Source organism: Kribbella sp. NPDC043289, assembly GCF_056436705.1.
This window is the reverse complement of the sequence record NZ_JBWKCB010000010.1, coordinates 70,061-95,444: the sequence shown is the minus strand read 5'-3', so window position 1 is coordinate 95,444 and position 25,384 is coordinate 70,061. Positions and strand designations below refer to the sequence as shown.

The following is a 25,384-nucleotide window of genomic DNA, read 5'->3' as shown; positions in this document are numbered from 1 at the left end:
GTGTACTTCACCGACCGCGGGATCGAGGAGCTCGAGAAGCGACGCGGCGAGGAAGAAGTCTCCCTCGCCTTCGTCGCCGACCGGCTGCGCGAGTTCGTCGACCTGAACCCCGAGTTCGAGACGCCCATCGAGCGCTTCGCCACCTGGCTCGCTCGCCTGGACGACGAGGACGATTAGTCTGAGTGGATGCCCTTCGCCGATCAGCCCGTACGACGGGTTGCCGCGGCGGAGGGCATTCGTCTGTCCGGACGCTGGCCACACACCATCCCAGCCGTCCACCAACTACTGACCGACGGTCTGGATCTCGACCCGGGTGTCACGTTCCTCGTCGGTGAGAACGGCGCCGGGAAGTCCACGCTCGTCGAGGCGATCGCGGTCGCCTTCGGCCTGTCCCCGGAAGGCGGCTCCACCGGCGCCCGGCTCACCACCCGCGCCACCGAGTCGTCCCTCGCCGACGACCTCCAGATCACCCGCGGCGTCGGCGGGAAGCGCGCTGGTTTCTTCCTCCGCGCCGAGACGATGCACGGCTTCTACACCTACCTCGAGCAGAACCCGAGGACCTCGGGTCCGCCGGACATGGCCTTCCACGAGCTCAGCCACGGCGAGAGCTTCCTGAACCTGATCAGCGACCGCTTCACCCGCCAGGGCTTCTACTGCCTGGACGAGCCAGAGTCCGCGCTGTCGTTCTCCAGCAGCCTCGCGGTGGTCGGCGTACTGAACCAGCTGGCCGCGACCGGCTCACAGGTGCTCTGCGCCACCCACTCCCCCGTTATCGCCGCCCTCCCCGGCGCGACGATCCTCGAGGTCGGCGACTGGGGCATCCGCCGCACCACGTGGGACGAACTGGAGCTGGTCCAGAACTGGAAGGCCTACCTACAGGCACCCGAGCGCTACCTGCGCCACGTCCTGTGAGGTGCGGACCGCCAGGCCATCACAATCGCCGCCGCGGACGGCTCCCACGCTCAGCCGGGCGCCGATCGCCGGATTGTGATGGCCTGCGGATACATCAATCCGTGTGCGGCGGTCTGGTGCGGCGGGGTGGGTCCGGCGCCAGGGAGCCGTCGGGGGCGATGTGTTCGAAGATCTGGTCGACCAGGTTGAGGACGTGTGGGTCGTCGACGGTGTAGATGTGCCGGCGGCCCTCGCGGCGGGCGGTGATGATCCCGGCGAGCCGGAGCTTGCCGAGGTGCTGGCTCGCGGTCGCGATACTCACGCCGACACGGTCCGCCAGGGTACCGACGTCGTACTCCCCCTGCGCGGCCAGCGACACCAGGTGCAGCCGGACCGGAGCGGAGAGCATGGCGAAGGTGCCCGCGGCGGATTCGAGCTGCGCCTTCGTCGGTTCAGGGTTGGTCATCGCGCAGTCATTGTGACCGCTGGACCGGTCTCCGGACAGCGCGCCGGGCCGAGGTGAGGACGGTCTCACACTTTCGCAATTGCGAAAGTATCAAAACCGAGGCAGGATGGAACCATGTTCCGAGCGCTCCGCCCCGTCTTGATGCTGCTCCTGGTGGCGATCCCCGCAGTCGCCCTCCGGCTCACCGGCACCCACCCCCCGGCGCTGGCCTCGATCGCGATCTTCGGCCTCGCCGTGGTCGCCGCATCGTTCGTGCTGGCGTGGGCGGCAGAGGCCGCGGAGATGGACATCTCGGGCGGTCTGGCGATCGCGCTGCTGGCGGTCATCGCGGTCCTCCCGGAGTACGCGGTCGACCTGTACTTCGCGCACACCGCCGGCTCCAACCCGGACTACGTGCAGTACGCCGCCGCCAACATGACCGGCTCGAACCGGCTGCTCCTCGGCCTCGGCTGGTCCAGCGTCGTCCTGATCAGCCTGTACGTCGCCTCCCGGCGCAGCGGCCGCTCGGTGAAGGCCCTCGTCCTCGAGTCCGGGTACCGGCGTGAGCTCGGCTTCCTCGCGGTCGCCGGCGTGGTCGCGTTCGTGATCCCTGTGACCGGCGAGATCCACCTGGTGCTCGGCATCCTGCTGCTCGCGTTCTTCGCCTTCTACCTGTACCGCGCCGCGATGTCGGAGCACGACGAGGAGCCCGACCTGATCGGGCCCGCGGCAACCATCGGCGCACTGCCGAAGGTGGCCCGCCGGATCACCGTGACCTCGATGTTCCTGGTCTCGGCCGGCGTCATCCTGGCGGCCGCGGAGCCGTTCGCGGACTCCCTGGTCGCCGGCGGCCGCTCGCTCGGGATCGACCAGTTCCTGCTGGTCCAGTGGCTCGCGCCGCTGGCGTCGGAGGCACCGGAGTTCATCGTCGCGATCCTGTTCGCCTGGCGGGGCAAAGGCGCGGCCGCGCTCGGCCTGCTGATCTCGGCCAAGGTGAACCAGTGGACCCTGCTGATCGGCAGCCTCCCGATCGCGTACGGGATCGGTGGCGGCGGCGCCGCGCTGCACCTGGACGGGCGGCAGATCGAGGAGTTCCTGCTGACGGCCACCCAGACGCTGCTGGGGATCGCGATCCTGCTGAACCTGCGCTTCCCGCGCTGGGCGGCGTGGACGCTGCTGGGGCTGTTCGCGGTGCAGTTCGCGGTGCCGGGCCAGACCGGTCGGTACGTGATCAGCGTGATCTACCTGGCGCTGGCGATCGGCGCGGCGATCCACAACCGCAAGCAGCTGATCCCGACGATCACGGCCCCGTTCCGGCGTACCGCAGCCGTCGCCGAGACGGAACGCGAGCAGGTGCTGGTCTGATCACATACCGACCGTCGGACCCTTCGTCCGGGCACGGTAGCTCCGCAGCCCGGCCGTCTGGCCGACGCTCTGTCCGTCCGGGCTGTTGGGGTACTTCCGGCTGCCGTCCTCGTTTGTCGGCAGCTGGGGTCCCCGCCTGGTCCCGGACCTCAGCTCGGCGGCCAGTTTCGCCGCGACCAGGTCCTGGACCGTGGGGGGCAGCTGGGCAGGGGTGTTCTCGCTCATGACGCTCCTTGTGCGTGCCGGCCTTCGGCGCAAGCTACCAGAGCGGCGGGGTCCCGTCAGCTGGCCTGCTGTTCGCCGATCACGTCCGGCGTCAGGACCGGGCGGGTACGGCGCTCCTGCGGGCCGGGGCGGCCACGGCGGCGGCCGGAGAGGAACTTCTCCCCCGCCGCGGTGCCGGTGAACTTCGTCCGCCGGGCCCATTCCCGGCACTCGTCGATCACCGGGCAGGAGGTCAGGCACACGGCCTGCGCCTTCCGCTGCTCCCAGTGGCTCGCGTTCTCGTCGTACGACGGTGCGTTTCCGACGCACGCGGCCTTGGTCATCCAGCGGTCAGCCGGGTCAACGATCACCGTCAAAGTAGGCCTCATGGGCTCTGCGCTCCTCATCGATCAGGCGGATCGGTAGGAACAGAGTGCCTCGGTCCCGTTGCCCCAGTGCGACACGAATGTTTCAGCCATGAAACGTCATAGCGCCCGGGTGTCACATCCGTGCCGGTGGCACTAACCCCGAACGAGCCGGATCTCCCAGAGGCCGAAGTACGGGTCGTGCTTGCGTACGCCGTCGGGCGCGAACCCGTGGCGGCGGTAGAACGCCAGCGCCCGCTCGTTGTCCTCGAAGACCCAGAGGAACGCCGGCTGCTTGCCGACGGCAACGTCGAAGAGGCGAGTCCCCAGACCGGTCTTCCAGAACGCCTGCCGGGTGTAGATCGCCTCGAGCTCGAACGGGACCGGCGAGTCCTCGTCCCGTCCCGGTCCGGTGCCGATGAACCCGGCGACGCGCTCCTCGACCGGCGCGGCCGGATCCGGGTTCAGCGCGATCCACCGCGTCCGGCCGTCGACGAGGTTGGTTCGCCAGCGCTCGGTCCGGCGCTCGATGTCGGAGGTCCGCTCAAGCAGCAGGCCGGCCGGCACCAGGTCGGCGTACGCCTCCCGCCAGCAGAGCAGATGACACCACGCCCCGGCCTCGGCATCCTCGACCGTGGCCGGCCTGATCTCGGGCTGCATTCAGACAGTAAAGACGATCTTGCCGAAGACGTCGCCCGCATTCATCTTCTCGAAGCCGGTGCGGGCCTCGGCGAGGGGCAGGACCGAGTCGATGTGCGGCGAGATGCCGGCGTTGGCCATGAACTGGACGAGTTCGGCGAGTTCGTTCCGGGTGCCCATCGTGGAACCCTGGACCCGCAGCTGCAGGAAGAAGATCCGGTTCAGCTCGGCGGACTTCGGCGCCTGGCCGCTGGTCGCGCCGGAGATCACCAGCGTGCCGCCCTGCTTCAGCGACTTGAGCGAGTGCGACCAGGTCGCCTGGCCGACCGTCTCCATCACGGCGTCGACCCGCTCCGGCAGCCGCGCACCGGACTCGAACGCGTCGTGCGCCCCGATCTCCAGCGCCTTGGCCCGCTTCCCCTCGTCCCGGCTGGTCGCCCACACCCGGATCCCCGCGGCCCGCGCCAGCGTGATCAGCGCCGTCGCCACGCCACCACCCGCACCCTGCACGAGCACGGTGTCGCCCGGCTTCAGCCCCGACTGCGTGAACAACATCCGGTACGCCGTCAACCACGCCGTCGGCAGACACGCAGCCTGCTCGAAGCTCATCCCAGCCGGCTTCGGTACGACGTTCCGCGCCGGCACCGCGACCTTCTGCGCCAGCGTCCCCTGGTACCGCTCGCTCAGCAGCGACCGCTTCGGGTCCAGCGTCTCGTCGCCCTTCCACGCCGGGTCCGAGATCACGGCGTGCACGACGACCTCGTTCCCGTCCGGGTCGACGCCGGCCGCGTCACACCCGAGGATCATCGGCAGACTCTGCTCGGCCAGCCCGACGCCCTTCAACGACCACAGGTCGTGATGGTTGAGCGCAGTCGCCCGTACGTCGATCGTCACCCACCCCTCGGGCACGGTCGGATCCGGCCGCTCACCCACCTCGAGCGCGGCGATCGGATTGTCGGCGTCGAACTTGGCAGCGTAGGCAGCAAGCATGGAAGCCACCTTAGGCCCCGTGGACCGACCCATCAGTAACCGAGGTCACCGAGTCTCCGAGGTCACCGAGACGCCGCGGGCGGTCGCCCAGAGGGTGTAGAGCTCCGCCGCGTGTTGCCGGTGTGCGGCGAGGATGCCGCCGGAGGTGGGCCAGACGGTCTCGTTGCCGTGGTCGTCGAGGAGGACGCCGCCGGATTCGCGGACCACGAGGGCGGCGGCGAGGTGGTCGATCGGGCTGAAGCGTTCGATCACCGAGCCGACGCCGCGCCCGGCCGCCGGTCCGGCGAGCGTCAGCGTGCCGGATCCCATGACCCGCAGCGTGCAGTAACGGTCGCGGAGTCCGTCCATGAAGACGTCCATACCGGGCCATGCCGAGTGGTTCAGCAGCTCGGTGCTGACGATCTTCCCGTCCAGGCCGATGTCCGGACCATCGCCAAGCTGCAGCCGCCGCCCGTCCAGCTCGGCGCCCTGCCCCGCGGCGGCGAAGAAGACCTGGTTGCGCCAGACGTCACCGACGACCGCGACGAGTGGTTCACGGTCGATCGCCAGGGCGAGCGAGAAGGCCGTCCACGGCACGCCGTTGGCGAGGTTCGCGGTGCCGTCGACGGGGTCGACGTACCAGCACGGCACGCCCGGTTCCGCCGTACCGCCCAGTTCCTCGCCCACCACGCGGTGCCCTGGCAGCCGCTCGGCGATGACCTTGCGGACCTGCTCCTCGACCGCGACGTCGACAGCCGTCACATGATCCGCAGCGTTCGCCTTCGTCCTGATGTCACCGAGATCGGCGTTCCGGGTGAAATCCCCCGCCCACTCCGCGAGTTCCCGGGCGACAGCGATCGCCGTACGCAACTCGTCACCGGTCAGCCTTGCGGGCCGAGGCGCGCGTTCCCACGCTTCCGGCCCTTCCCCGACGACCTTCTGGAACACGCTCAGCCGGTTGGTCGTGACCGCGTCAACGCCGAGCGCCAGCGCCCAGCGCATCGAGTCCTCGTCGTCGACCGTCCAGCAGGCGACGGCAAGCCCGGCCTGATGGACCGCGTCGACGAGCTCCTGGCTGAGGACGACGTACTCCGAGTTCACGACAGCCGGCCGCAGACTCGCGAGAACGTCAGCAGGCGGTACGTCGCGGCGGTCCCACGGGAGCCAGATACTCGCCTCCGGGTCCAGACGCCGGACGGTCGTCATCGCATCGAGCTCGCCACACCACGCAACCTGCGCGTCAGATCCCAGCACGACCTGGACCGCGGCCTCGGCGACCGTTGCCGACCCGACGTCGATCAGCAGAGTCGACGGCGTTCCGGCCACGACGGCGAGGACGTGCGCGAGCAGCGGGATGCGCTCCTCCCCCTCACCAAGCGCCGCGACCTCGGGCCAGTCGACCACGGAGATTGGCTGATCGAGGCCCCACAGGCGCTCGAGAGTCGCATCGTGCAGCAGTACGACGCGACCGTCCCGAGTCACCCGTACGTCGATCTCGACGAAGTCAGCGCCCGCTTCGACGGCGGAGCGCACCGCCGCGACAGTGTTCTCGCGGTACCGCTCGACGTCGCCGCGGTGTGCGGTCGCCTGCGTGGTCCGGACCGGTGCAGTGCTCACGCCTGTCCTCCCTGACGGACGAGCCGCCCGTCCTCGAATTCGAGCCACTTCTCGATCCGTGCCGAACCCTGCGCACCCACAGCGGGCGGCGCACCGGTCACATAGGCCCGGAGTGCCGCGTCCTCACGCCGCAGGTGGAGCTCGGCGAAGTGCCCGCGCGGTACGACGCGTTCGACGCTCGCAGCGAGGCCACCGGGCTGCTGGTCCTGCGCGAAGACGACGTCCTCCGGCCGGACTCCGATCACGCCCTCGCCGGCCACCAGGCGGCCGTCCTCGATCCGGCCCTCGAGCCGGTTCAGGCTGCCGATGAACGTCGCCACGAACTCGGTGGCCGGGGCGCTGTAGAGCTCGGCCGGCGTACTGAACTGCTCGATCTTGCCGTTGTTCATGACCGCGATCCGGTCCGAGACCGACATCGCCTCTTCCTGGTCGTGCGTCACGATCACTGTGGTGATGCCGAGGCGCTGCTGGATCTCGCGGATGTCCTCGCGGACCTTGACCCGCAGCTTCGCGTCGAGGTTGCTGAGCGGCTCGTCGAGCAGCAGCAGTTCCGGTTCCTGGACGAGTGCCCGCGCGAGCGCCGTACGCTGCTGCTCGCCGCCGGAGATGCGCGCCGGGCGGGAGTCCTTGTGGTGCATCAGGTTGACCAGCGCGAGCGCGGCGTCGACGCGTTCGGCGATCTCCGCCTTCGGCCGCTTGCGCAGCTTCAGCGGGAAGCCGACGTTCTTCGCCACCGTCATGTGCGGCCAGAGCGCGTAGTTCTGGAACACCATCGCGCTCGGACGCTGCTCGGGACCGAGGTGCACGACCTCACGGCCGCCGACCTTGATCGAGCCCGCGTCCGGGGTCAGGAAGCCCGCGATCATCCGCAGCGTGGTCGTCTTGCCGCAGCCGGACGGGCCGAGCAGGGACACCAGTTCGCCCGACTGGACGGTCATGTCGAGGCTCTCGATGATGGTCCGCCCGCCGAGCACCTTGTGCAGGCCCTGGATGTCGAGGCCGCCGCCGTTCGGGACGGCGCCGACGGCAACGGTGGTGGACTCGGTCGTATCGGTCGTCATGGTGCCCTTACTTGATCTGGAAGCCCTCGGCGAGGTGGCCGCCGACGATGTGCTTGTGCGCGGCCAGCAGCAGCGCGACGGACGGGATGGCGAGCAGGATGGAGAACACCGCCGCCACCTGGGTCGGGTAGTTGAGCACCAGGCTGTACATCTGCGTCGGCATCGTCATGTAGTCCGGTGCGCCGACCAGGTACGTGCCCTGCGCCTCGTCGAAGGACGCGAGGAAGCTCATGATCGCGGCCACCAGGATGCCCGGCAGCGCCATCGGCAGCGTCACGCTGAAGAACGTCCGCAGCTTGGAAGCCCCGGCGTCCCGAGCCGCCTCCTCGAGACTGCGCGGTACGGCAGCGAACGCGGCCGCCGGGATCCACGTCATGAACACCACCGTGCCGAGGACGTGGACGACGAGGATGCCGAGGATCGAGTTCATCAGGTTGAGCGCGTAGAACAACGCCGCGAGCGAGACGAACAGCCCCATCTTCGGGAACGCGTTGGCCGCGAACACCGAGATCAGGAAGAACCGCCGCCCCGGGAACTCGAAGCGCGCGAACGCGTAGGCCGCCGGCAGGCAGATCACCGCCGAGACCAGCACGGTGATCGGCGCGAAGAACAACGAGTTCTGTACGGCGACCCCGAGCGCGTGCTCGCTGAACACGACGCTCCACCACCGCAGCGTCCAGCCGTCCGGCAGCAGGTTCGGGTAGGTCCAGCTCGACGCGAACGCCCGGACGGCCAGCCACGCGAGCGGCCCGATGATGAACAGCGCCAGTACGCCGGCGAACACGACCGTCAGCGCCCGGGAGACACCCTTGGTCATCAGACCGCCCCGCTTTCCTTGGCGGAGCGGAAGTTCGCCCACACGTATACGGCCGCGATCCCGGATGCGATCGCGAACACGATGAACGCGATCACGACGGCCTGCTGCGGCTGGTTGAACGACGAGAAGTAGTTCGACATGTCGACCCCGAGCATGTTCGGCGAGTTCGGGCCGGTGAAGTACGGCACCGTGAACGAGCCGAGCACCCCGATCGCGGTGAACGTGGTCGCGATGATGATCGGCACCCCGGCCATCGGGACCACGATGCTCACCACCACCCGCCAGAAGGACGCACCGGCGTCGCGTGCGGCGTCGATCATTGCCTGCGGCACCGCTTGCAGACCCGATGCGACCAGCAGCGTCGCGAACGGCAGCGACGTCCACACCGAGCCGATGACGACCGTCACCAGCGTGTACGACCACACCGGGAAGCCGAGCCCGAACTGCGCGGCCACGCTGCGCAGGAAGCCGTTCGCGGAGTAGAAGCCGAGGATGGCCCACGACGCGATCACCACGGGGATGAAGAGCGGCACCACCGCGAGCGTGGAGAGCACCTTGCCGAGCAGCCCGGGCGAGAACTTGAGGTACAGCCCGATGCCGATCGCGAGCACCACGACGAGCGTGGTGCTGATGAACGTGATGAGCACCGTGACGAACAGGTCACCGAGGAACCGTGCGTTGGTGAACATCTCGGCGTACGCCGCGAACGTCGGGACGATGCCGCGCGCGCTGTGCACGTTCTGGCCGATCAGCGCGACGGTCCGGTTCAGGCCGCCGGTGAAGCCGAGACTGAAGCCGAACGCGAGGACCACCGGGAACCCGATGAACAGCGCGATCAGCACGATCGGCGGCAGCGCCATCAGAAAGCCGCGGGTCCGGCCGGCCGTCGCACGAACAGCGGCGGCGGGCCGGACGACGGCCGGCCGGGTTTCGGCCTCTACCGTCACTTGCCCGGAACCTTTTGGTCCCAGAGGTTGTTGAGGTCCTTCACCATCGAGTCGAAGTAGCCCTTACGCAGGTTGTTCGTGTCGGCGTTCGCGAACTTGGTCTGCAGTTCCTGCGGCAGCTTGTCCAATGAGATCGCCGGGTAGCCCGAGATGCCCTTGACGATCAGGGCCTGCTGCTCGGGCTGGAGCACGAAGTTCGCGACCTTGAGGGCCGCCTCCTTGCTCGGGCTGCTGGCCGGTACGCCGAGGTACGCGGCACCGCCGGTGAACGACGGGCCGGAGATCTGCGTGGCCTTCACCGTCGAGGGCACCGCGCCGTTCGCGACCGCGGTCGTGAACATGTCGGACCACACCGGCGCCATCTGGATCTGCCCGTTCGCGAGCAGGTCGAGCACCTGCTGGTTGCCGTTCGGGTAGACACCCTTCTGGTACACGTACGGGTTCAGGCCGTGCAGCGTCGCGAAGCCCTGGTCCCAGGTGGACTCGAGGCTCTTGTCGTAGCCGACCGTCATCTTCTGCCGCGCGTCCGCGGGGACGTACTTGTCGAGCACCGTCGCCACGAACGATCCGCCGGAACCACCCGACTTCGGCGAGTTGTACGTGAACTTGCCCGGGTTCGCCTTGATCCACGCGAGCAGTTCGTCGAGCGTCTTCGGCGGGGCCGCGACGGTCTTCGTGTCGTAGGCGAGCAGTACCGAGGAGCCGCGGTACGGAATGCCGCCGGTCCCGCCGGCCTTCACGACATCGGCCGGAATGTCGGCCAGCGTGCCGATCTTCGACTCATCGACCGGCTCGAGGAAGTTCGCGGCCGACGCCTTGGGGACGAATCCGCCGTCGACCAGGTCGAATCCCGGGTCCTTCTTCTGGGCGACCGACGCCGACAGTTTCGCCATCGTCTGGGCGTCGTGCTCGCCGTGCAGGTCGAGCGTGATCTGCACCTTGTAGCCGGGGTTGGCCTTCTCGAACGCCGGACCGAGGTCGTCGGTCCAGAGCTTCTGGATGTTCGTGTCGCCACTGATGAAGACCCTGACCGTCTTCACATCGCCCGCGCCGCCGCCTTTCGCGGCCGTACTGCTCTGCGGCGCGCACCCACTCAGAGCGAGGGCCGCGGCAGTGACTGCCGCGGCCGCTCCGAATGCGGTCCTGAGCTTCATAGAAGTCTCCCACCATCGGTACGTGTGTGGAATGCCCGGCGGGCGAAACCACGCCAATGGTGGCTGTGGCAGTTTGTTAAGTCAATAGCTTTCCAAGAAGCGTTTGATAACGGGCGGAAAACAACCAAAGATGCCGAGAAGTTGCTCTCAGCAACACTCTGGTTCAGACCGGGCGGGCCACCCCGTCCGCCTCGGCGGCCGTGGCGACGGCGGTCGCGACGGCCGGGGCGACGCGCGCGTCGAACGGGGACGGGATCACGTAGTCGGGGCGCAGGTCAGACGGGGCGATCAGGCCGGCCAGCGCGTCGGCGGCAGCGAGCTTCATACCCTCGGTGATGCGCGAGGCGTTCGCGTCGAAGGCGCCGCGGAAGATCCCCGGGAACGCGAGCACGTTGTTGATCTGGTTCGGGAAGTCCGAGCGGCCGGTCGCGACCACCGCGGCGTGCCGATGCGCGATGTCCGGGTGTACTTCGGGGTTCGGGTTCGCCAGCGCGAAGATCATCGCGTCGTCGGCCATCTGCGCGACGGCCTCCTCGGGCACCGTGCCGCCGGAGACGCCGAGGAACAGGTCCGCGCCCGCGAGCGCGTCGACCAGCCGGCCGGAGATCCCGCCGGTGTTGGTGTCCCGGGCGAGCGACAGCTTCACCGGGTTCAGGTCCGGGCGGTCCTCGTGCAGCACACCCTTGCTGTCGACAACCGCCAGGTCGCCGACGCCGGCCTGCAGGAGGATCCGGGCACACGCGACCCCGGCCGCGCCGGCGCCGGAGATCACCACGCGGATGTTCTCGATCGACTTCCCGGTCACCCGGAGCGCGTTCCGCAGCGCGGCCAGTACGACGACTGCCGTACCGTGCTGGTCGTCGTGGAAGACCGGGATGTCGAGCCGCTCCTTGAGCCGGCGCTCGATCTCGAAGCAGCGCGGCGCGGAGATGTCCTCCAGGTTGATGCCGCCGAATGTCGGCGCCATCCGCGCGACGGTCTCGACGAACTCGTCCACGTCGGTGCAGTCCAGCGCGATCGGCACCGAGTCGACGCCACCGAACTCCTTGAACAGCAGCGCCTTGCCCTCCATCACCGGCAACGATGCGGCCGGGCCGATGTCGCCGAGACCGAGGACGGCGGTGCCGTCGGTGACGACGGCCACGACGTTCGACTTCCAGGTGTAGCGCCGGACCAGCGTGGGATCCTCGGCGATCGCGGTGCAGACCCGGGCGACGCCGGGCGTGTACGCCTTGGACAGATCGTCGGCGTCGTTGACATGGATCGAGGACGTGACCTCGATCTTGCCGCCGCGATGCAGTTCGAAAACGGCATCACCGGCGTACTGATCGGTGGCGGGAACAGCGGGCGAGAACGACTCGGCGACCATGCGGGGACCCTTCGGGAAAGCGTGCGGAATCGAGGCGGAATGGTGAGGTGGGCGTTCGATGAGGGTGCGTCGAACGGCGCCGTTGCCAGGGGGTCACCCGTCGCCCACGAGTAAACCACAGCGTCGACTGGTCTGCTGTGAGGGGCCCCACAGGAACCCGGGTGTGCCAGGATTCTCGGACTCACAACCCCTGTCGAGGAGAACTAGCGATGAACATCGTCCCCACTCTCCGCACCACGCGCGTACGGGCGGCCTTCGCAGCGGCCGCCGTACTCGCTCTGACGCTGTCCGCCTGTGGTGGTGGTTCGGACGGCGGTGGTTCCGACGACAAGGCCAAGGCGGCCGGCATCACGCTGGTCAAGCCCGGCAAACTGACCATCTGCACCCACCTGCCGTACAAGCCCTTCCAGTACAAGGACGGCACCAAGGTCGTCGGCTTCGACGTCGACCTGCTCGACCTGGTCGCCAAGGACCTCGGCCTCGAGCAGGAGGTGGTGAACATCGAGTGGTCCCAGGTCACCTCCGGCGCCGCGTTCAAGGCGAAGAAGTGCGACATGGGCATGGGCGCGATGACCATCACCCCCGAGCGCCAGGCCGCGATCAGCATCACCGCGCCGTACATGGACGCCACCCAGGTGCTGATGACCAAGAAGGACTCCGGCATCAAGACGCTGGCGGACCTGAAGGGCAAGAAGATCGGCGCGCAGGCCGACACCACCGGCAAGAAGTACGCCGACGAGAAGTCCGCGGCGAACGGGTACACGGTGATCCCGTTCAACGACCTCGCGCTGCAGGAGAACAATGTGAAGTCCGGCCGGGTCGACGCCGCGATCAACGACAACGGCGTGCTGTACGACTTCGTCAAGGAGAACCCGGACATGGCCGTGGTCGCCGAGTTCGACACCGGCGAGCAGTACGGCTTCGGCGCGCTCAAGGACGGCAGCGGCCCGAAACTGGTGGCCAAGTTCAACGACCTGCTGACGGCGGCGAAGTCGGACGGCAAGTACAACGAGATCTACAAGAAGTGGTTCGGGGTTGAGCCGGCGAAGTGAGTACCTCGACGGAGACCGACACAGTTGAGCGGAAGGGGCTGAGCCCGCGGCAGCGGGCCCAGCGCTCCCGCTGGATCCAGTACGCGATCCTCGTCGTCCTGATCCTGGCCGCGGCGTTCAGTGCGAACTGGCACCAGATCGCCGACGTGTTCTTCCGGCCGGAGTTCATCAAGTCGACGTTCGAGAACGGCGTCCTGAAGGCCCTGGTGAAGACGCTCGAGTACACGGCCGGTGCGTTCGTCATCGGTCTGGCCGGCGGCACCCTGCTGGCGTTGATGAAACTCAGCCAGGTCGGCCCGTACCGGTGGATCGCGACGGCGTACATCGAATTCTTCCGTGGACTGCCGGCGATCGTGGTGTTCATCGCGTTCAGCCTGCTGCCGCTGGCGTTCCCCGGGATGACGATTCCCTGGGACCCGTACGGCGTCGTGTGGCTGGCGCTCGGGATCGTCGCGTCGGCGTACATGGCCGAGGTGATCCGGGCCGGCATCCAGGCGGTCCCGCGGGGGCAGGTCGAGGCGGCCCGCTCGCTCGGGATGCCGGCCGGGCTGGCGATGCGCAAGATCGTGCTGCCGCAGGCGTTCCGGATCGTGCTGCCGCCGCTGACCAACGACCTGATCCTGCTGGTGAAGGACTCCTCGCTGGTGTTCATGATCGGCGTCGCCGCGGACGGTTACGAGCTCACCGGGTTCGGCCGTGACCTGGCGAACACGGACTCGAACCTGACCCCGATCGTGGTCTGTGGCTTCTGCTACCTGGTGATCACCCTGCCGCTGGGCCTCCTGGCCCGCCGGCTCGAAGCCAGAACTGCGAGGACGCGCTGACATGGCACTGGTAGAGATCAAGAACCTGCACAAGTCGTTCGGCAGCAACCACGTCCTGCGTGGTATCGACTTCACCGTCGAGCAGGGCGAGGTCGTCTGCGTGATCGGCCCGTCCGGCTCGGGCAAGTCCACGCTGCTGCGGTGCGTCAACCTGCTGGAGCAACCGCAGGAGGGCCAGGTGATCGTCCGGGGTGAGGACCTCACCGATCCGGACTGTCACCTGGACGCGGCCCGGCAGCAGATCGGGATGGTGTTCCAGCAGTTCAACCTGTTCCCGCACCTGTCGGCCGTGGGCAACTGCACCGTTGCCCAGCGCACCGTCCTGAAGCGCAGTGCGGAGGAGGCGAACCGGATCGCCCGCGCGAACCTGGAGCGGGTCGGCCTGAGCGACAAGATCGACGCCTACCCGGCGCAGCTGTCCGGTGGCCAGCAGCAACGGGTCGCGATCGCCCGGGCGCTGTCGATGGACCCGGCGCTGATGCTGTTCGACGAGCCGACATCGGCGCTCGACCCGGAGCTGGTCGGCGACGTCCTCACCGTGATGCGCAAGCTCGCCCTGGACGGGATGACGATGCTCGTGGTCACCCACGAGATGGCGTTCGCCCGCGAGGTCGCCGACCGGGTGGTGTTCATGGACGGCGGCGTCATCGTCGAACAGGGTGCTCCCGCCGACGTGATCGGCGACCCGGCCGAGGAACGCACCCGGACGTTCCTGCGCCGGGTCCTCGACCCGACCCACGTCGAGCCGGAGAGCTGAGCCGAGCGGTGGTACCACCGCGTCATTGGTACCACCGCTCAACTCAGCGCGATCGCCAACAGAGCGACCACATCGAGCGCCAGCAGGATCGTCGCTGTCCGGTACACCGATCCGGCGTAGCGGGTAATGGCCTCGAGCAACCAGCCGGGCTCGATCGCAATGTCGTCAGGCCCGTTCCTCGGCGGGACCGCTATCACCGCGATCGCCACCGGCACGACGAACCCCACGGCGTACACCGCACCGGACCACCACGGCAGGAACCCCAGAGCCACCAGGGTCAACGTCGCCCAGGTCGAGGCGGTGACGCGGAACGTGGTGACCATCAGCCCGGTGTCGAGCCCCCAGATGAGTGCTCCACGAACCGGACCGAGCACGTAGAACACCCGTTGCGGGGTCTGCCGTTCCAGCATCGGCGGCTTGAACTGGAACAGGTCGCCGTTCACCACGAACCAGCACGCCAGCAGTACGGCGGCCGTGCCGGCCCGTGCCGACTGTCCGAGACCGAGCACCGACGTCAGCACATGCCCGAGCAGGAACACGACTGTGGTCATCAGGAGGGCTGACGACACGAAGCCGGCAGCCAGGGTGAGGATCGACCAGCGCCCGGCCGGTCGGTCGTCGGCTGCCGACTGCGCGACAGGCCGTAGGTAGCCGACGAACGACATGCCTCAAAGGCTGAACAACTGGGCGAATCCGGCCAGCACAGGCAGGCCGAACATGCCAGCGACGAACAACAGGTGAACGTTCACCGGCGGCGGATCGAGAAGACCTCGGGGTGCGCGTCGACGTAGTCCGGTGCCGGCGCGGAGGGATAGGTTCCGTTCTTCCAACTGGCCAGTTCCGCGGGATCCGCAGCGGCAACACCGCTCGCACACCCGGACACGCAGGTGTTCGGCGCCGTGGTCCAGCCGGCCGAACAGTAGAACGGGCCCTGACCGCAACTGCTGCCGCCAGTGCACTCACCGCAGGCGTACGTGCGCGATGCGGTGCAGCAGCACCACTGCCGCATCGTGCCCCGAGTGCAGTAGTACGAGCCCGACGAGTTGATCGGGCAGTTCGGCGATCCGAAGTACAGGTTGCAGCATCGCCAGTTCGCCTGAGTGGAAGCTGTTGCCTTCTGGGTCGTTTCGACCAGACCTGCCGCACCGGCCACGACCGCCATTCCGACCTTGCTGACGCCACCGAGGAATCTGCGGCGACTGGTTCCGTCGCCGGTCGCGCGTCTCCGCGCCCCACTGATCGGTTTCATCCGTTCTCCTTTCCGACATGCACTGTGCGGGCTTCTCTCAGCTCATGGATTTCGCCGCCCGGCGCGGCGGCAGGGTGCGCAGGTGGCGCACCGAGGGAACCGTCTGGGCCTTCGTGAGTCTGCCGTCCTCGACGAACACCGCGGACGGCGTGACATCCAGCCCGAGCCGGTTGGCGGTCAGTTCACCGAGGTCGACGCTGATCCGGTCGCCGCGAAGTTCGTACAGGTCGACGAACTCGTGCGCATCACCGGTCACCGGAACGACAAGCAGCCACATGCCGTCGGGCAGCCGGCCGCCGCGCAACGTCGCCGCGAGGGTCTGGCAGGTTGCGCACTTGTTGGATAGCAACACGACCACGCCGGACGCGACCTGGTCCAGCTCCTTCGCGAGGCCGACCTCGCTCGGTCGCAGTCCGGCCACCGGAAGCTCGAGATCCTTGACCCGGTCCTCGAGGTCGAGGAACTGCCGCAGTTGTTTGACCTGTTCGAAGAGCTCTATCTGGGCACCAAGAAGGACGAACGTCATCGCAATCAACAGGCATACGACGATCAGCAGTATGGTGACCATCCCCACCCCCCTTTCCTCTCGTCAGCTCAGCGCTACTCGATCCGCTCGGACATCACGCAAGAAGGCCAGACCGCGCACGAACCGGACGAGGAAGCCGATGCTCAACACGACGGCCAGCAGGCCCAAACCGCCTTGAACATGGCCATCGACATCGATGAACTGCGCGATCGCGAGGACGATCAGCCACCCCGGCAGCGCCAGCACCTGCCGCCATCCCAAAGTCGCCTGACCGTCGCCGAAGCAGGCGCAGCGCACGTGAATCCGCGCGGTGACCGCGCGCAGTCCGGCGGCCGCGAAGCCGACGGCGAGAAAAGCTGCCGCGATGCGCGGCCAGGTCTGACCGGCCGCCACGAGTAGCGCGGTACCCACCGCTAGTTCGCCGGCAACGACGATTCGCGCCGTCTGGACGGCGACCCGGTCCGGTGCGCCGAGCCGGCCGAACACTTGGGCCAGCGCCGACGGCCGCCGGACCTTGGCCAGTCCAGCGAACAACAACAGGCAGGCCGGAAGAGTCTGCGCGACCCAGCCGATGATTTCGGTAGCCCTCACGACGTTCCCTCCCCTGATCAGGCGCGATTACCATCCGCGCTCGACCCGTTACGCAAGATGGAAAGGCATTGGCAGACGCCTTGTCAATGGTTCGCGGAGAGCTGCCCATGTTGAGCAACTCATTGACCAGAACCGGGCTCAGGCCGTCTTCGACCGGTGCCGGTTGTCCGACAGCCGGCAGGTGTGGCCAAGGCGATCGAGATGTTCGAGCAGCGCGAACGCGACCCGGCGTGGTGCGCCGAGACACTTCCCGGCCTCGCCGACGGTGAAGGGCTGTGGCAGTCGACTCAGCAACTCTGCGGCCTGCCCGTCCGCACCGGGCAGCAGCACGACGGGCCCGGGAAGTCGGAGCAGGAGACCGGCACGATCCGCGGCCGCGAGGACCTTGCCGTCGAGACCGAGTTCGCGCAGCCGATTCGCATCCGGCGCACCGAACGGGTTCTCCATGAGGTCGGCGACGAGGCGATCGAGCGCGGCCATGGTCGAGTTCGGTCGCCGGCTCCGGATGGTCAACGCTCCCGCGCGCACCTGCAGCGGCGGTTCGGCCATCGCGCGCACCAGCTCGGGACCGGGCAGACCGAGTTCCCTGGCGACCAGCACGAGCGGCAGTCCCAGCTCGGGCGGATCGACGGTCTCATGAATCAGCTCGATCGCCTTGCTGCGCAGGACGGACGCGTACTCCGGGCTCGTCACCCAGTCGCCTGCCTGCACGGCCGACGCCGCCGCGGGATCGATGCCGATCTGCCTGAGCAGCGACGCGCGGACCACCTTACGTCGCCGTACCTCGGCGGCGGGGTCGATCCGTCCGTCGGCACCCGAGAGTTCGGCCGCTCGCCGCGCGGCGGCGCTGCGGCGATCGAGTGCTGGTGGCACCGGATCCACGACGACCGCCGCCAGCAGCCGGCGGCTACCGGGATCGCGAAGGACCGCGCGGTCCCCCACCCGAAGCGGAAGCGGCCGTGGCAGCGCGATCCGCGCGTGCGAGGAGCCCAGCGGCCGGACGTGCACGGTCTCGGCCGCCGCGCCGATGTGCAGTGTCATCGAGTCTCGCGGCCGCCCGAGGCCTGGCACGTACACATCGGCGACCGTCGTGTCGTGCCACGCCCGGGGAGTGGTGAGGACGCTGCCGCGACCGAGCGCGGACGGGACCTTGCCGCCGAGGTTCAGCGCGACCCGGGCAACCCCGCCGACCGATGTACGGCCGCGGCCGAGCGACTCGATCCCGCGAACCCGCAGGGTCTCGTCGCCCAGCGACAGCTGGTCACTCTCGCGGATCGTCCCCGCCGGCAGCGTTCCGGTCACGATCGTTCCGACGCCCCGTACCAGGAAGCACCGATCCACCCACAGCCGGACGTCCGCATCCGGTGCGGGCCGCGGCAACGACGACACCAGCTCGGTGAGGGCCGTACGCAGCTCTGCCAGTCCGAGACCTGTACGAGCGCTCACGACCACCGTTCGCGCGCCGGCCAGACAAGTCCGGTCCAGCTCGGCGTTCGCCCGCTCGGCAGCCGGTGCTGGATCAGCGAGGTCCGAGCGGGTGACTGCGAGCACTGCATTCCGTACGCCGAAAGCGTGCAGCGCCTCGAGGTGCTCAGCGGCCTGGGGCATCCACCCGTCGTCCGCCGCGACCACGAACAGGGCGGCAGGTACCGAGCCGACACCGGACAGCATCGTCGGCAGGAACCGCTCGTGTCCCGGTACGTCGACGAAGGCTACCGAACCCACGTCCGGCAGCTCAGTCCAGCAGTATCCGAGCTCGATCGTCAGGCCGCGCTGCCGTTCCTCTGCCAGCCGATCCGGATCGGTGCCGGTCAGCGCCTTCACCAGGGTCGACTTGCCGTGATCGACGTGGCCAGCGGTGGCGACGACGTGCATCGGTCAGTCCTTCCCGGCCCGGCGGACGGCGTCGATCAGCAACTCGTCATCGGCACGACGGATCGCGATGAGATCGAGCAGGAGCCGGCCTTGGTGCAGATGACCGACCACGGCCGGCGTACCGGTGCGAAGACGTTCGTTCAGGCCCACCGGCATCGACACGGCCGCGCTGTCCAGCAGTACGCCCGGCGCGCCACCGCCGCCCACTGCGGCCGAGGAATCGACTGCGACCGCGCCGTAGGCTGCGAGTTCGGTGGCGATCCGTTCCGCGCGACGCCGAAGATCCCCGGGATCCGAGGCCAGTGCGACCGCGACCGGCGTCGGAGGGCCGGTCAAGGTTGCCTCCAACGCGGCCAGCGTCAGTTTGTCCACCCGCAGCGCACGCGCTAACGGATGCCTGCGGAGGCGCTCGACCAGTTCCTGGTCGCCCAGCAGCAAGCCGCTCTGCGGCCCACCGAGCAGTTTGTCCCCGGAGGCGGTGACAAGGCTTGCTCCGGCGCGCAGGCTGGTGGCTGCGTCCGGCTCGTCCGGCAGACGTGGATGTGGCGCCAGCAGACCGGAGCCGATGTCCGCGACGACCGGCACCGGTAGCGCCGACAGCTCGGTTGTCGACACCGAGGCAGTAAAGCCCTCGACGCGGAAGTTCGACGGGTGAACCTTCAGAACGAACGCGGTGCCGGCGTCGACGGCGTCGGCATAGTCGCTGAGCTTGACCCGGTTCGTCGTACCCACCTCGCGCAGGCTCGCGCCCACGGACTGCAACAATTCGGGGATCCGGAAACCGTCGCCGATCTCGACCAGCTCACCGCGTGCAACTACGAGATTCTTGCCCGCCGCGAGAGCACACGTCACGAGAGCGAGTGCGGCGGCGCCGTTGTTCACCACGTGTACGCCGCCGGCGTCCGGAACCGCGGCCTGCAATGCTGCCAACGTTGCCCGGCCGCGGCGACCACGACGTCCGCTCACCAGATCGAGTTCGACATCCGTTGCTCCCGCGGCCATCCGCACCGCATCCACGGCCGCGGTCGACAGCGGAGCCCGCCCGAGGTTCGTGTGCACAACTATGCCGGTGCCGTTCAGGACAGCTCGCAACGAGGTCGCTTGCTCCGGCAACGATGCGATGACCGCATCGACAACCGTCGAAGGATCGAGCTGCCCGGCGCGGCACAGCTCCAGCGCCCTGTCGACGGCGAGCTTGACGAGGCCTTTGCCAAGGCGCTCCACGGCGCACTGAACATCAGGCTCGGCCAGCACCGCGTCGGCGCGCGGCGTGGACCGCCGGGGATCGTCCACCAACTACCTCCGAGGTCACGAGTGCTGGCGGAGGCGGACGGGAATCGAACCCGCCTGACCGAGATACTCGGCCACGTCGGTGTTGAAGACCGCGCCCGTCACCAGACGAGGTACGCCTCCGCACGTCACCTTAGGACGCGGCCGACCCGACGGACAGATTCGGCGTGTCGGCGAGTTCTCGTACGCCGTGCCCTACCGTGAATTCATGGTCGACCAAGCGCCGCCCCGACTCACTCAGTACGCCGCTGGCGGCGGATGCGCCTGCAAGGTCCCGCCGGGAGAACTGGAGCGGGTGCTCGCGGGCACCTCGACCGCACGGGCAGGCGGCACGCTCCTCGTCGGAGTCGAGAACGGCGACGACGCGGCCGTTGTACGAATCGACGAGGGGCGGGCGATGATCGCGACCGCCGATTTCTTCACCCCGGTCGTCGACGACCCGTACGACTGGGGGCGGATCGCTGCCGCCAATGCGCTTTCGGACGTGTATGCGATGGGCGGTGAACCTGTCGTTGCGATCAACCTACTCGCTTGGCCGCGTGACCGGATCTCGTTCGAGCTGGCGGCCGAGGTGATGCGCGGGGGCGCCGATGTGTGCTCCGCGGCGGGTACTCATCTGGCCGGCGGCCACAGTATCGACGACCCAGAGCCGAAGTACGGTCTCGCCGTCACCGGAATCGGCAACCCGGACAGGCTGCTGCGCAACGACGCCGGGAAGCCTGGCACGCCGCTGACGCTCACGAAACCGCTCGGCCTCGGCGTCCTGAACAACCGGCACAAGGCGACCGGGCAGGTCTTCCCGCAGGCAATCGAGGTAATGACCACCCTGAATCGCGACGCGTCCCGTTCGGCGCTGGAGGCAGGTGCCGTCTGCGCCACCGACATCACCGGCTTCGGACTGCTCGGTCATCTGCTCAAGCTGGTCCGAGCGAGCGGAGTGTCCGCGGTCATCCAATCCTCCGCCGTTCCGTACCTGGAAGACGCTCGCACGTCGCTCGCTGCGGGCTACGTGCCGGGTGGCAGCCGACGAAACCTCGACTGGGTCCGCGCGGCCGTCAGCTCGGCCCTGGACGAGGACGAACTACTGTTGCTTGCCGACGCGCAGACGTCCGGAGGACTGCTGATCGCAGGGGAGGTTCCCGGATATCCAGTCATCGGCGAGCTGGTCGCATCTCCAACTGCCTCCATCCACGTGATGTGACATCACGCTGCGTGTCCGGATGCTCGACGGGCCGCAGCGTGACGGTCGTCAGACTACGAATAGGTCTCCATTCCCCGTTGGTCCGTGCGTTGCCCGCAGGTCGCTGTGTCAAGATGCGGACACATGGCACCGGGCCGACCGGTGCCCGGGTTTGGAGGACCTAGATGTCTGTCCTGCGTAGGACGCTGGTGCTGACCGGCGCCCTGGTTCTCGCCGCCACCGGCTGCGGTTCGAACTCCCTCGAAAGTGGTTCGTCCACCTCGCCGACGAGCGCCCCCTCCAGCGCCAAGGTGAGCGCCGATCCAGCTCTGGTGGCCGCGCTGCCGCCGAAGATCAAGTCCGCCGGCAAGATCGTCGTCGGCGTCGACGCGACCTACCGGCCGAACGAGTTCCTCCAGGGCGGCCAGACCGTGGTCGGCATGGACGTGGACCTGTTCAACGCCGTGGCGCAGAAGTTCGGCGTCACGGTCGAGTGGCAGCCGGCCACCTTCAGCACGATCATCACCGGCGTCCAGGGCGGCAAGTACGACGTCGGTGTCTCGTCGTTCACGATCAACGACCAGCGCAAGAAGCAGGTCAACATGGTCAGCTACTTCAGCGCCGGCACGTTGTGGGCCGCCAAGAAGGGCAACCCCAAGGGCGTGAACCCCGACGACCCGTGTGGCAAGACCATCGGCGTGCAGACCGGTACTACGCAACAGCAGGACGACCTGCCCGTGCGTCTGAAGAAGTGCACGTCCGCAGGCAAGCCTGCGTTCAAGGAGCTGCCGCGCGACAAGCAGGACCAGGCCACCGCCGACCTGGTGTCCGGCAAGTCCGACGCGATGTTGGCCGACTCGCCCGTCGTACTGGACGCGATCAAACAGACCAACGGGCAACTGGAGCAGATCGGTCAGATCTACGACGCGGCGCCGTACGGCTATGTCGTCCCGAAGGCGGATACGCAGTTCGCACAGGCGATCGTCAAGGCACTGCAGGAGCTGAACGCCGACGGCAGCTACAAGCCAATCCTGCAGAAGTGGAACAACGACTCGGGCGCGATCTCCGACTTCGCCGTCAACCCGTGAGCTGAATCATGAGTACCGATGCGAAGACCCGGCCGGCGGACGAACTGTCCGAGCGGCCGGGCGCGATCAACGCCGTACCTGTCCGGCATCCCGGTCGCTGGGTCGCGATCGCGGTCATTCTGATCCTGGTCGCGATGCTGCTGCACCTGCTGGTCACCAACAAGGCGTTCGACTGGAGCTTCGTCTTCAAGGCGATGAACCAGTCGCCGGTGATCAACGGCTTCCTCAAGGGCACGCTGCTGGTCACCGCGCTCTCGATGATCGTCGGTGTCGCGGGCGGCGTCCTGCTGGCCGTGATGCGGCTGTCGGACAACCCGATCCTGTCCGCGGTGTCGTGGGTGTTCACCTGGTTCTTCCGGAGCATCCCGCGATACATCCTGCTGTTCACTATGGGCACGCTGGGCATCTTGTTCCCGCAGGGCATCGATTTCGGGATCCCGTTCGACTGGAAGATCATCGACTGGCTGGGGCTGTCCGGTGACTGGCGGTTCTTCAACCTGAACGCGAACCAGGTGTTCACCGGGATCGCCGCCGGTGTCATCGGCCTGGGGCTGTCCGAGGCGGCCTACATGGCCGAGATCGCCCGGGCCGGGATCATGAGCGTCGACACGGGCCAGGCCGAGGCAGCCGAGGCCCTCGGCATGAGCAGGGGCAAGGTGATGCGCCGGGTCGTGCTGCCGCAGGCGATGCGGGTGATCGTGCCGCCGACCGGCAACGAGACGATCGCGATGCTGAAGGACACTTCACTGCTGCTCGCCGTCCCGGTGATCGGCGAGCTGTTCTACCAGTTGCAGTCGATCGGCAGCAACTTCTACAAGACCTTCCCGATCGCGGTCGCGGCGACGCTGTACTACCTGGCCGCGACGAGTGTGCTGATGGTCGGGCAGTTCTTCCTCGAGCGGCGCTTCGGTCGCGGCTTCGGGACCAAGTCCCCGCGGGCCGCCCGGCCGGCCGGTGCAGGAGGTGCGTGATGCCACTTGTCCACGCGGTGAACGTGAGCAAGTCCTTCCAACACAACGAGGTCCTGAAGGGCATCGACCTGGACGTCGAGCGCGGTCAGGTGGTGTGTCTGCTCGGGCCGTCCGGTTCCGGCAAGACGACCTTCCTACGGTGCATCAACCAGCTCGAGACGATCGACGGCGGCCGGATCTGGGTCGACGACCAGCTGATGGGGTACGACGACCGCGACGGGAGGCTGTACCGCCTGAAGAACAAGGAGATCGCGGCCCAGCGCCGCGAGATCGGGATGGTCTTCCAGCGGTTCAACCTGTTCCCGCACATGACCGCGATCGAGAACGTCGCGGAGGCGCCGGCCCAGGTCAAGCGAGAGGGGAAGAAGCAGGCCCGGGCCCGGGCGCGGGACCTGCTCGAGCGCGTCGGCCTCGGCGACCGCTGCGCGGCGTACCCGGCGCAGCTGTCCGGTGGGCAGCAACAGCGGGTGGCGATCGCGCGGGCGCTGGCGATGCAGCCGAAGCTGATGCTGTTCGACGAGCCGACCTCGGCCCTCGACCCGGAGCTCGTCGGTGAGGTGCTCGCGGTGATGCGGGAGCTGGCCGCCGACGGGATGACGATGATCGTGGTCACCCACGAGATGGCCTTCGCCCGCGACGTCGCGGACACCGTCGTTTTCATGGACGGCGGCGTGGTCGTCGAGTCCGGCCCGCCGAAGAGCGTCATCGGCAATCCGCAGCACCAGCGCACCAAGACCTTCCTCGCCAGGCTCCGCTCCGAACACGAGCACGCCTGAGTAAGGTCATGGGGCCTCCCGGTCTGGACTGAGGAGCGAAGGGAGCGCAGCGACCGGAGCGACGAGGGAAGACCGGGAGTCACAGCCCCATGACCACGCCGTGCCGAAGGCGCGGCCAAAAGTACTGTTGGATGATGGTCGGCGTGGTGGGCCGATACGAGGGAGATGACGTGAGCAGTACCGGACGAGCCGCTGAGGTCCGCCTGAGTATTCCGGCGGACAGTGCGTACATCGCCGTACCCCGATCCGTGGTCGGCAATCTCGCGGCTCGCAACGACTTCACCCTGGACGCGATCGACGATCTGCGGATCGCCGTCGACGAGGCGTGCGCGCTGCTGCTGCCGGAGGCCTCGGACGGCGTGCTGGACTGCGTCTTCGAGATCGCTCCCCCGCAGCTGACCGTGCGGGCCAGCGCGGTGGTACCGAACGGCTGGACGCCCGACACCGACTCGTTCGGCTGGACGGTGCTGACCGCCCTCGTGGAGTCGGCCGCCGCCGAAACCATCGACGGCCGACTGACCATCACCGTGACCGCCACCGCCACGGCGACGGAAACCGCGTGACAGACGAAGCCACCTTGGGCGAAGCCCAGGAGTCCAATCAGCTGCGGACGCGTACGGCGGAGCTGTTTCGCGGGATGGCGGCGGCGTCCGGTCCGGGCGATCCGGCTTACGCCGCGGCGCGGGACGGCCTGGTGGCGCTGCACATGCCGCTGGTGGAGCACCTGGCCCGCCGGTTCCGCAACCGCGGCGAGCCGTACGACGACCTGGTGCAGGTCGCGACGATCGGGCTGATCAAGGCGGTCGACCGGTTCGACTCCGACCGCGGGGTCGAGTTCTCGACGTACGCGACGCCGACGATCCTCGGCGAGATCAAGCGCTACTTCCGGGACAAGGGCTGGGCGATCCGGGTGCCGCGGCGGCTGCAGGAGCTGCGGTTGTCACTGACCGCGGCGACCGCCGAGCTGACCCAGGAGCTCGGCCGGGCACCGACCGTGGCCGAGCTGTCCGAGCGACTCGGTCTCTCGCCGGACCTGGTGATCGAGGGTCTGGAGTCCGCGAACGCGTACAACACCTTGTCCCTGGACGCTCCCGACCAGAACGAGACCGACGCCACCACGGTCCTGGACGGGCTCGGCGGCGAGGACGAGGCGCTGGAGAGCGTCGAGTACCGGGAGTCGCTCAAACCGTTGCTCGCACAGCTCGACACCCGCGAGAAGCGGATCCTGACGCTGCGGTTCTTCCGCGGGATGACGCAGTCCCAGATCGCCGAGGAGATCGGGATCTCGCAGATGCACGTCTCCCGGCTGCTGGCCCGGACGCTCACCGAGCTCCGGACGGGCCTGCTGAAGGAGTAAACCGG

General features: G+C 68.2%; 29 protein-coding genes and 1 tRNA gene. 12 read left to right on the top strand and 18 right to left on the bottom strand.

All coding sequences use genetic code 11. From position 1 onward, the window contains the following. Together AC0662_RS37880 and AC0662_RS37875 are read left to right on the top strand one after the other, a co-directional pair. Positions 1 to 177, top strand: a complete 177-nt coding sequence (locus AC0662_RS37880; protein WP_350274116.1) for a DUF6104 family protein — start codon at positions 1 to 3, stop codon at positions 175 to 177. A gap of 9 nt (positions 178 to 186) precedes the next feature. Then, entirely contained in the window at positions 187 to 912 is a 726-nt protein-coding gene (locus AC0662_RS37875) for an AAA family ATPase (RefSeq protein ID WP_452199992.1), read from the top strand. Between the two features lie 94 nt (positions 913 to 1,006). On the opposite strand, the gene AC0662_RS37870 is transcribed toward AC0662_RS37875, so the two are convergent. Further along, on the bottom strand, positions 1,007 to 1,357 hold the full coding sequence (locus tag AC0662_RS37870; protein ID WP_387782290.1) for an ArsR/SmtB family transcription factor: 351 nt from the start codon (positions 1,355 to 1,357) through the stop codon (positions 1,007 to 1,009). Between the two features lie 114 nt (positions 1,358 to 1,471). Between AC0662_RS37870 and AC0662_RS37865 the strand changes: the two genes are divergently transcribed. Then, complete coding sequence (locus tag AC0662_RS37865; RefSeq protein ID WP_478306715.1) at positions 1,472 to 2,701, top strand: sodium:proton exchanger; 1,230 nt, start codon at positions 1,472 to 1,474, stop codon at positions 2,699 to 2,701. Here AC0662_RS37865 and AC0662_RS37860 read toward each other — a convergent pair whose 3' ends face one another. The 10 genes from AC0662_RS37860 to AC0662_RS37815 all read right to left on the bottom strand — a co-directional run bounded on the left by AC0662_RS37860 (position 2,702) and on the right by AC0662_RS37815 (position 11,843). Beyond that, positions 2,702 to 2,926, bottom strand: coding sequence for a hypothetical protein (locus AC0662_RS37860; RefSeq protein WP_452199988.1), 225 nt, complete (start codon positions 2,924 to 2,926; stop codon positions 2,702 to 2,704). It lies immediately after the preceding gene. A gap of 56 nt (positions 2,927 to 2,982) precedes the next feature. Continuing rightward, complete coding sequence (locus tag AC0662_RS37855) at positions 2,983 to 3,294, bottom strand: WhiB family transcriptional regulator (RefSeq protein WP_452199986.1); 312 nt, start codon at positions 3,292 to 3,294, stop codon at positions 2,983 to 2,985. Between the two features lie 132 nt (positions 3,295 to 3,426). Beyond that, complete coding sequence (locus AC0662_RS37850; RefSeq protein WP_478306712.1) at positions 3,427 to 3,930, bottom strand: N-acetyltransferase family protein; 504 nt, start codon at positions 3,928 to 3,930, stop codon at positions 3,427 to 3,429. Next, complete coding sequence (locus AC0662_RS37845; RefSeq protein WP_478306710.1) at positions 3,931 to 4,899, bottom strand: zinc-binding dehydrogenase; 969 nt, start codon at positions 4,897 to 4,899, stop codon at positions 3,931 to 3,933. It abuts the gene before it with no gap. A 45-nt stretch (positions 4,900 to 4,944) separates the two neighbouring features. Beyond that, positions 4,945 to 6,495, bottom strand: coding sequence for an inositol monophosphatase family protein (locus AC0662_RS37840; RefSeq protein WP_478306708.1), 1,551 nt, complete (start codon positions 6,493 to 6,495; stop codon positions 4,945 to 4,947). Next, positions 6,492 to 7,556: an ABC transporter ATP-binding protein gene (locus AC0662_RS37835; RefSeq protein WP_478306706.1), complete on the bottom strand. Its 1,065-nt coding sequence runs from the start codon at positions 7,554 to 7,556 to the stop codon at positions 6,492 to 6,494. The genes AC0662_RS37840 and AC0662_RS37835 overlap by 4 nt, the downstream gene beginning before the upstream one ends. Positions 7,557 to 7,563: 7 nt before the next feature. Continuing rightward, on the bottom strand, positions 7,564 to 8,373 hold the full coding sequence (locus tag AC0662_RS37830) for an ABC transporter permease (protein WP_452199976.1): 810 nt from the start codon (positions 8,371 to 8,373) through the stop codon (positions 7,564 to 7,566). Beyond that, on the bottom strand, positions 8,373 to 9,320 hold the full coding sequence (locus AC0662_RS37825; RefSeq protein ID WP_452199974.1) for an ABC transporter permease: 948 nt from the start codon (positions 9,318 to 9,320) through the stop codon (positions 8,373 to 8,375). The genes AC0662_RS37830 and AC0662_RS37825 overlap by 1 nt, the downstream gene beginning before the upstream one ends. Next, the gene (locus AC0662_RS37820) at positions 9,317 to 10,474 is read right to left on the bottom strand and encodes an extracellular solute-binding protein (RefSeq protein WP_478306703.1); all 1,158 of its coding nucleotides are present in this window, start codon (positions 10,472 to 10,474) and stop codon (positions 9,317 to 9,319) included. The genes AC0662_RS37825 and AC0662_RS37820 overlap by 4 nt, the downstream gene beginning before the upstream one ends. Before the next feature lie 163 nt (positions 10,475 to 10,637). Next, the gene (locus AC0662_RS37815) at positions 10,638 to 11,843 is read right to left on the bottom strand and encodes an NAD(P)-dependent malic enzyme (protein WP_478306701.1); all 1,206 of its coding nucleotides are present in this window, start codon (positions 11,841 to 11,843) and stop codon (positions 10,638 to 10,640) included. A 209-nt stretch (positions 11,844 to 12,052) separates the two neighbouring features. Between AC0662_RS37815 and AC0662_RS37810 the strand changes: the two genes are divergently transcribed. From AC0662_RS37810 to AC0662_RS37800, 3 genes are read left to right on the top strand one after another with little or no spacing between them, the layout of a single operon-like run. Further along, positions 12,053 to 12,895: an ABC transporter substrate-binding protein gene (locus AC0662_RS37810; protein ID WP_478306699.1), complete on the top strand. Its 843-nt coding sequence runs from the start codon at positions 12,053 to 12,055 to the stop codon at positions 12,893 to 12,895. Next, entirely contained in the window at positions 12,892 to 13,719 is an 828-nt protein-coding gene (locus AC0662_RS37805; RefSeq protein WP_478306697.1) for an amino acid ABC transporter permease, read from the top strand. Before AC0662_RS37810 ends, AC0662_RS37805 begins: the two co-directional genes overlap by 4 nt. Position 13,720: 1 nt before the next feature. Beyond that, entirely contained in the window at positions 13,721 to 14,476 is a 756-nt protein-coding gene (locus tag AC0662_RS37800) for an amino acid ABC transporter ATP-binding protein (RefSeq protein ID WP_478306695.1), read from the top strand. Positions 14,477 to 14,514: 38 nt separating this feature from the next. Here AC0662_RS37800 and AC0662_RS37795 read toward each other — a convergent pair whose 3' ends face one another. From AC0662_RS37795 to AC0662_RS37765, 7 genes are all read right to left on the bottom strand, one after another. Then, positions 14,515 to 15,141, bottom strand: coding sequence for a hypothetical protein (locus AC0662_RS37795; protein WP_478306693.1), 627 nt, complete (start codon positions 15,139 to 15,141; stop codon positions 14,515 to 14,517). Between the two features lie 80 nt (positions 15,142 to 15,221). Next, a complete protein-coding gene (locus AC0662_RS37790; protein ID WP_478306691.1) occupies positions 15,222 to 15,725 on the bottom strand; it encodes a twin-arginine translocation signal domain-containing protein in 504 nt (167 codons plus the stop codon). Positions 15,726 to 15,762: 37 nt separating this feature from the next. After that, a complete protein-coding gene (locus AC0662_RS37785) occupies positions 15,763 to 16,293 on the bottom strand; it encodes a hypothetical protein (RefSeq protein WP_478306689.1) in 531 nt (176 codons plus the stop codon). Between the two features lie 21 nt (positions 16,294 to 16,314). Then, the gene (locus AC0662_RS37780; RefSeq protein WP_478306687.1) at positions 16,315 to 16,842 is read right to left on the bottom strand and encodes a MauE/DoxX family redox-associated membrane protein; all 528 of its coding nucleotides are present in this window, start codon (positions 16,840 to 16,842) and stop codon (positions 16,315 to 16,317) included. A 138-nt stretch (positions 16,843 to 16,980) separates the two neighbouring features. Next, positions 16,981 to 18,717, bottom strand: a complete 1,737-nt coding sequence (gene selB / locus AC0662_RS37775; RefSeq protein WP_478306685.1) for a selenocysteine-specific translation elongation factor — start codon at positions 18,715 to 18,717, stop codon at positions 16,981 to 16,983. A gap of 3 nt (positions 18,718 to 18,720) precedes the next feature. After that, positions 18,721 to 20,010 (bottom strand): L-seryl-tRNA(Sec) selenium transferase, encoded by a 1,290-nt coding sequence (gene selA / locus AC0662_RS37770; protein ID WP_478306683.1) that lies wholly within the window; start codon positions 20,008 to 20,010, stop codon positions 18,721 to 18,723. A 25-nt stretch (positions 20,011 to 20,035) separates the two neighbouring features. After that, a tRNA-Sec gene (locus tag AC0662_RS37765) sits at positions 20,036 to 20,130 on the bottom strand. 85 nt (positions 20,131 to 20,215) lie between these two features. On the opposite strand from AC0662_RS37765, the gene selD reads away from it, so the two are divergent. The 6 genes from selD (at position 20,216) to AC0662_RS37735 (ending at position 25,379) form a co-directional block, all read left to right on the top strand. Further along, positions 20,216 to 21,208: a selenide, water dikinase SelD gene (gene selD, locus AC0662_RS37760; protein WP_478306682.1), complete on the top strand. Its 993-nt coding sequence runs from the start codon at positions 20,216 to 20,218 to the stop codon at positions 21,206 to 21,208. A gap of 164 nt (positions 21,209 to 21,372) precedes the next feature. Beyond that, entirely contained in the window at positions 21,373 to 22,275 is a 903-nt protein-coding gene (locus AC0662_RS37755) for an ABC transporter substrate-binding protein (RefSeq protein WP_478306680.1), read from the top strand. 8 nt (positions 22,276 to 22,283) lie between these two features. After that, positions 22,284 to 23,246, top strand: coding sequence for an amino acid ABC transporter permease (locus AC0662_RS37750; RefSeq protein ID WP_478306678.1), 963 nt, complete (start codon positions 22,284 to 22,286; stop codon positions 23,244 to 23,246). Next, positions 23,246 to 24,022 carry an amino acid ABC transporter ATP-binding protein gene (locus tag AC0662_RS37745; RefSeq protein ID WP_478306676.1) on the top strand — a complete coding sequence of 259 codons (777 nt, stop codon included), beginning with the start codon at positions 23,246 to 23,248 and terminating at the stop codon, positions 24,020 to 24,022. The genes AC0662_RS37750 and AC0662_RS37745 overlap by 1 nt, the downstream gene beginning before the upstream one ends. Before the next feature lie 170 nt (positions 24,023 to 24,192). Further along, positions 24,193 to 24,585: an ATP-binding protein gene (locus AC0662_RS37740; RefSeq protein WP_452199956.1), complete on the top strand. Its 393-nt coding sequence runs from the start codon at positions 24,193 to 24,195 to the stop codon at positions 24,583 to 24,585. Beyond that, positions 24,582 to 25,379, top strand: coding sequence for an RNA polymerase sigma factor SigF (locus tag AC0662_RS37735; protein WP_452199954.1), 798 nt, complete (start codon positions 24,582 to 24,584; stop codon positions 25,377 to 25,379). Before AC0662_RS37740 ends, AC0662_RS37735 begins: the two co-directional genes overlap by 4 nt. Positions 25,380 to 25,384: the final 5 nt, after the last annotated feature.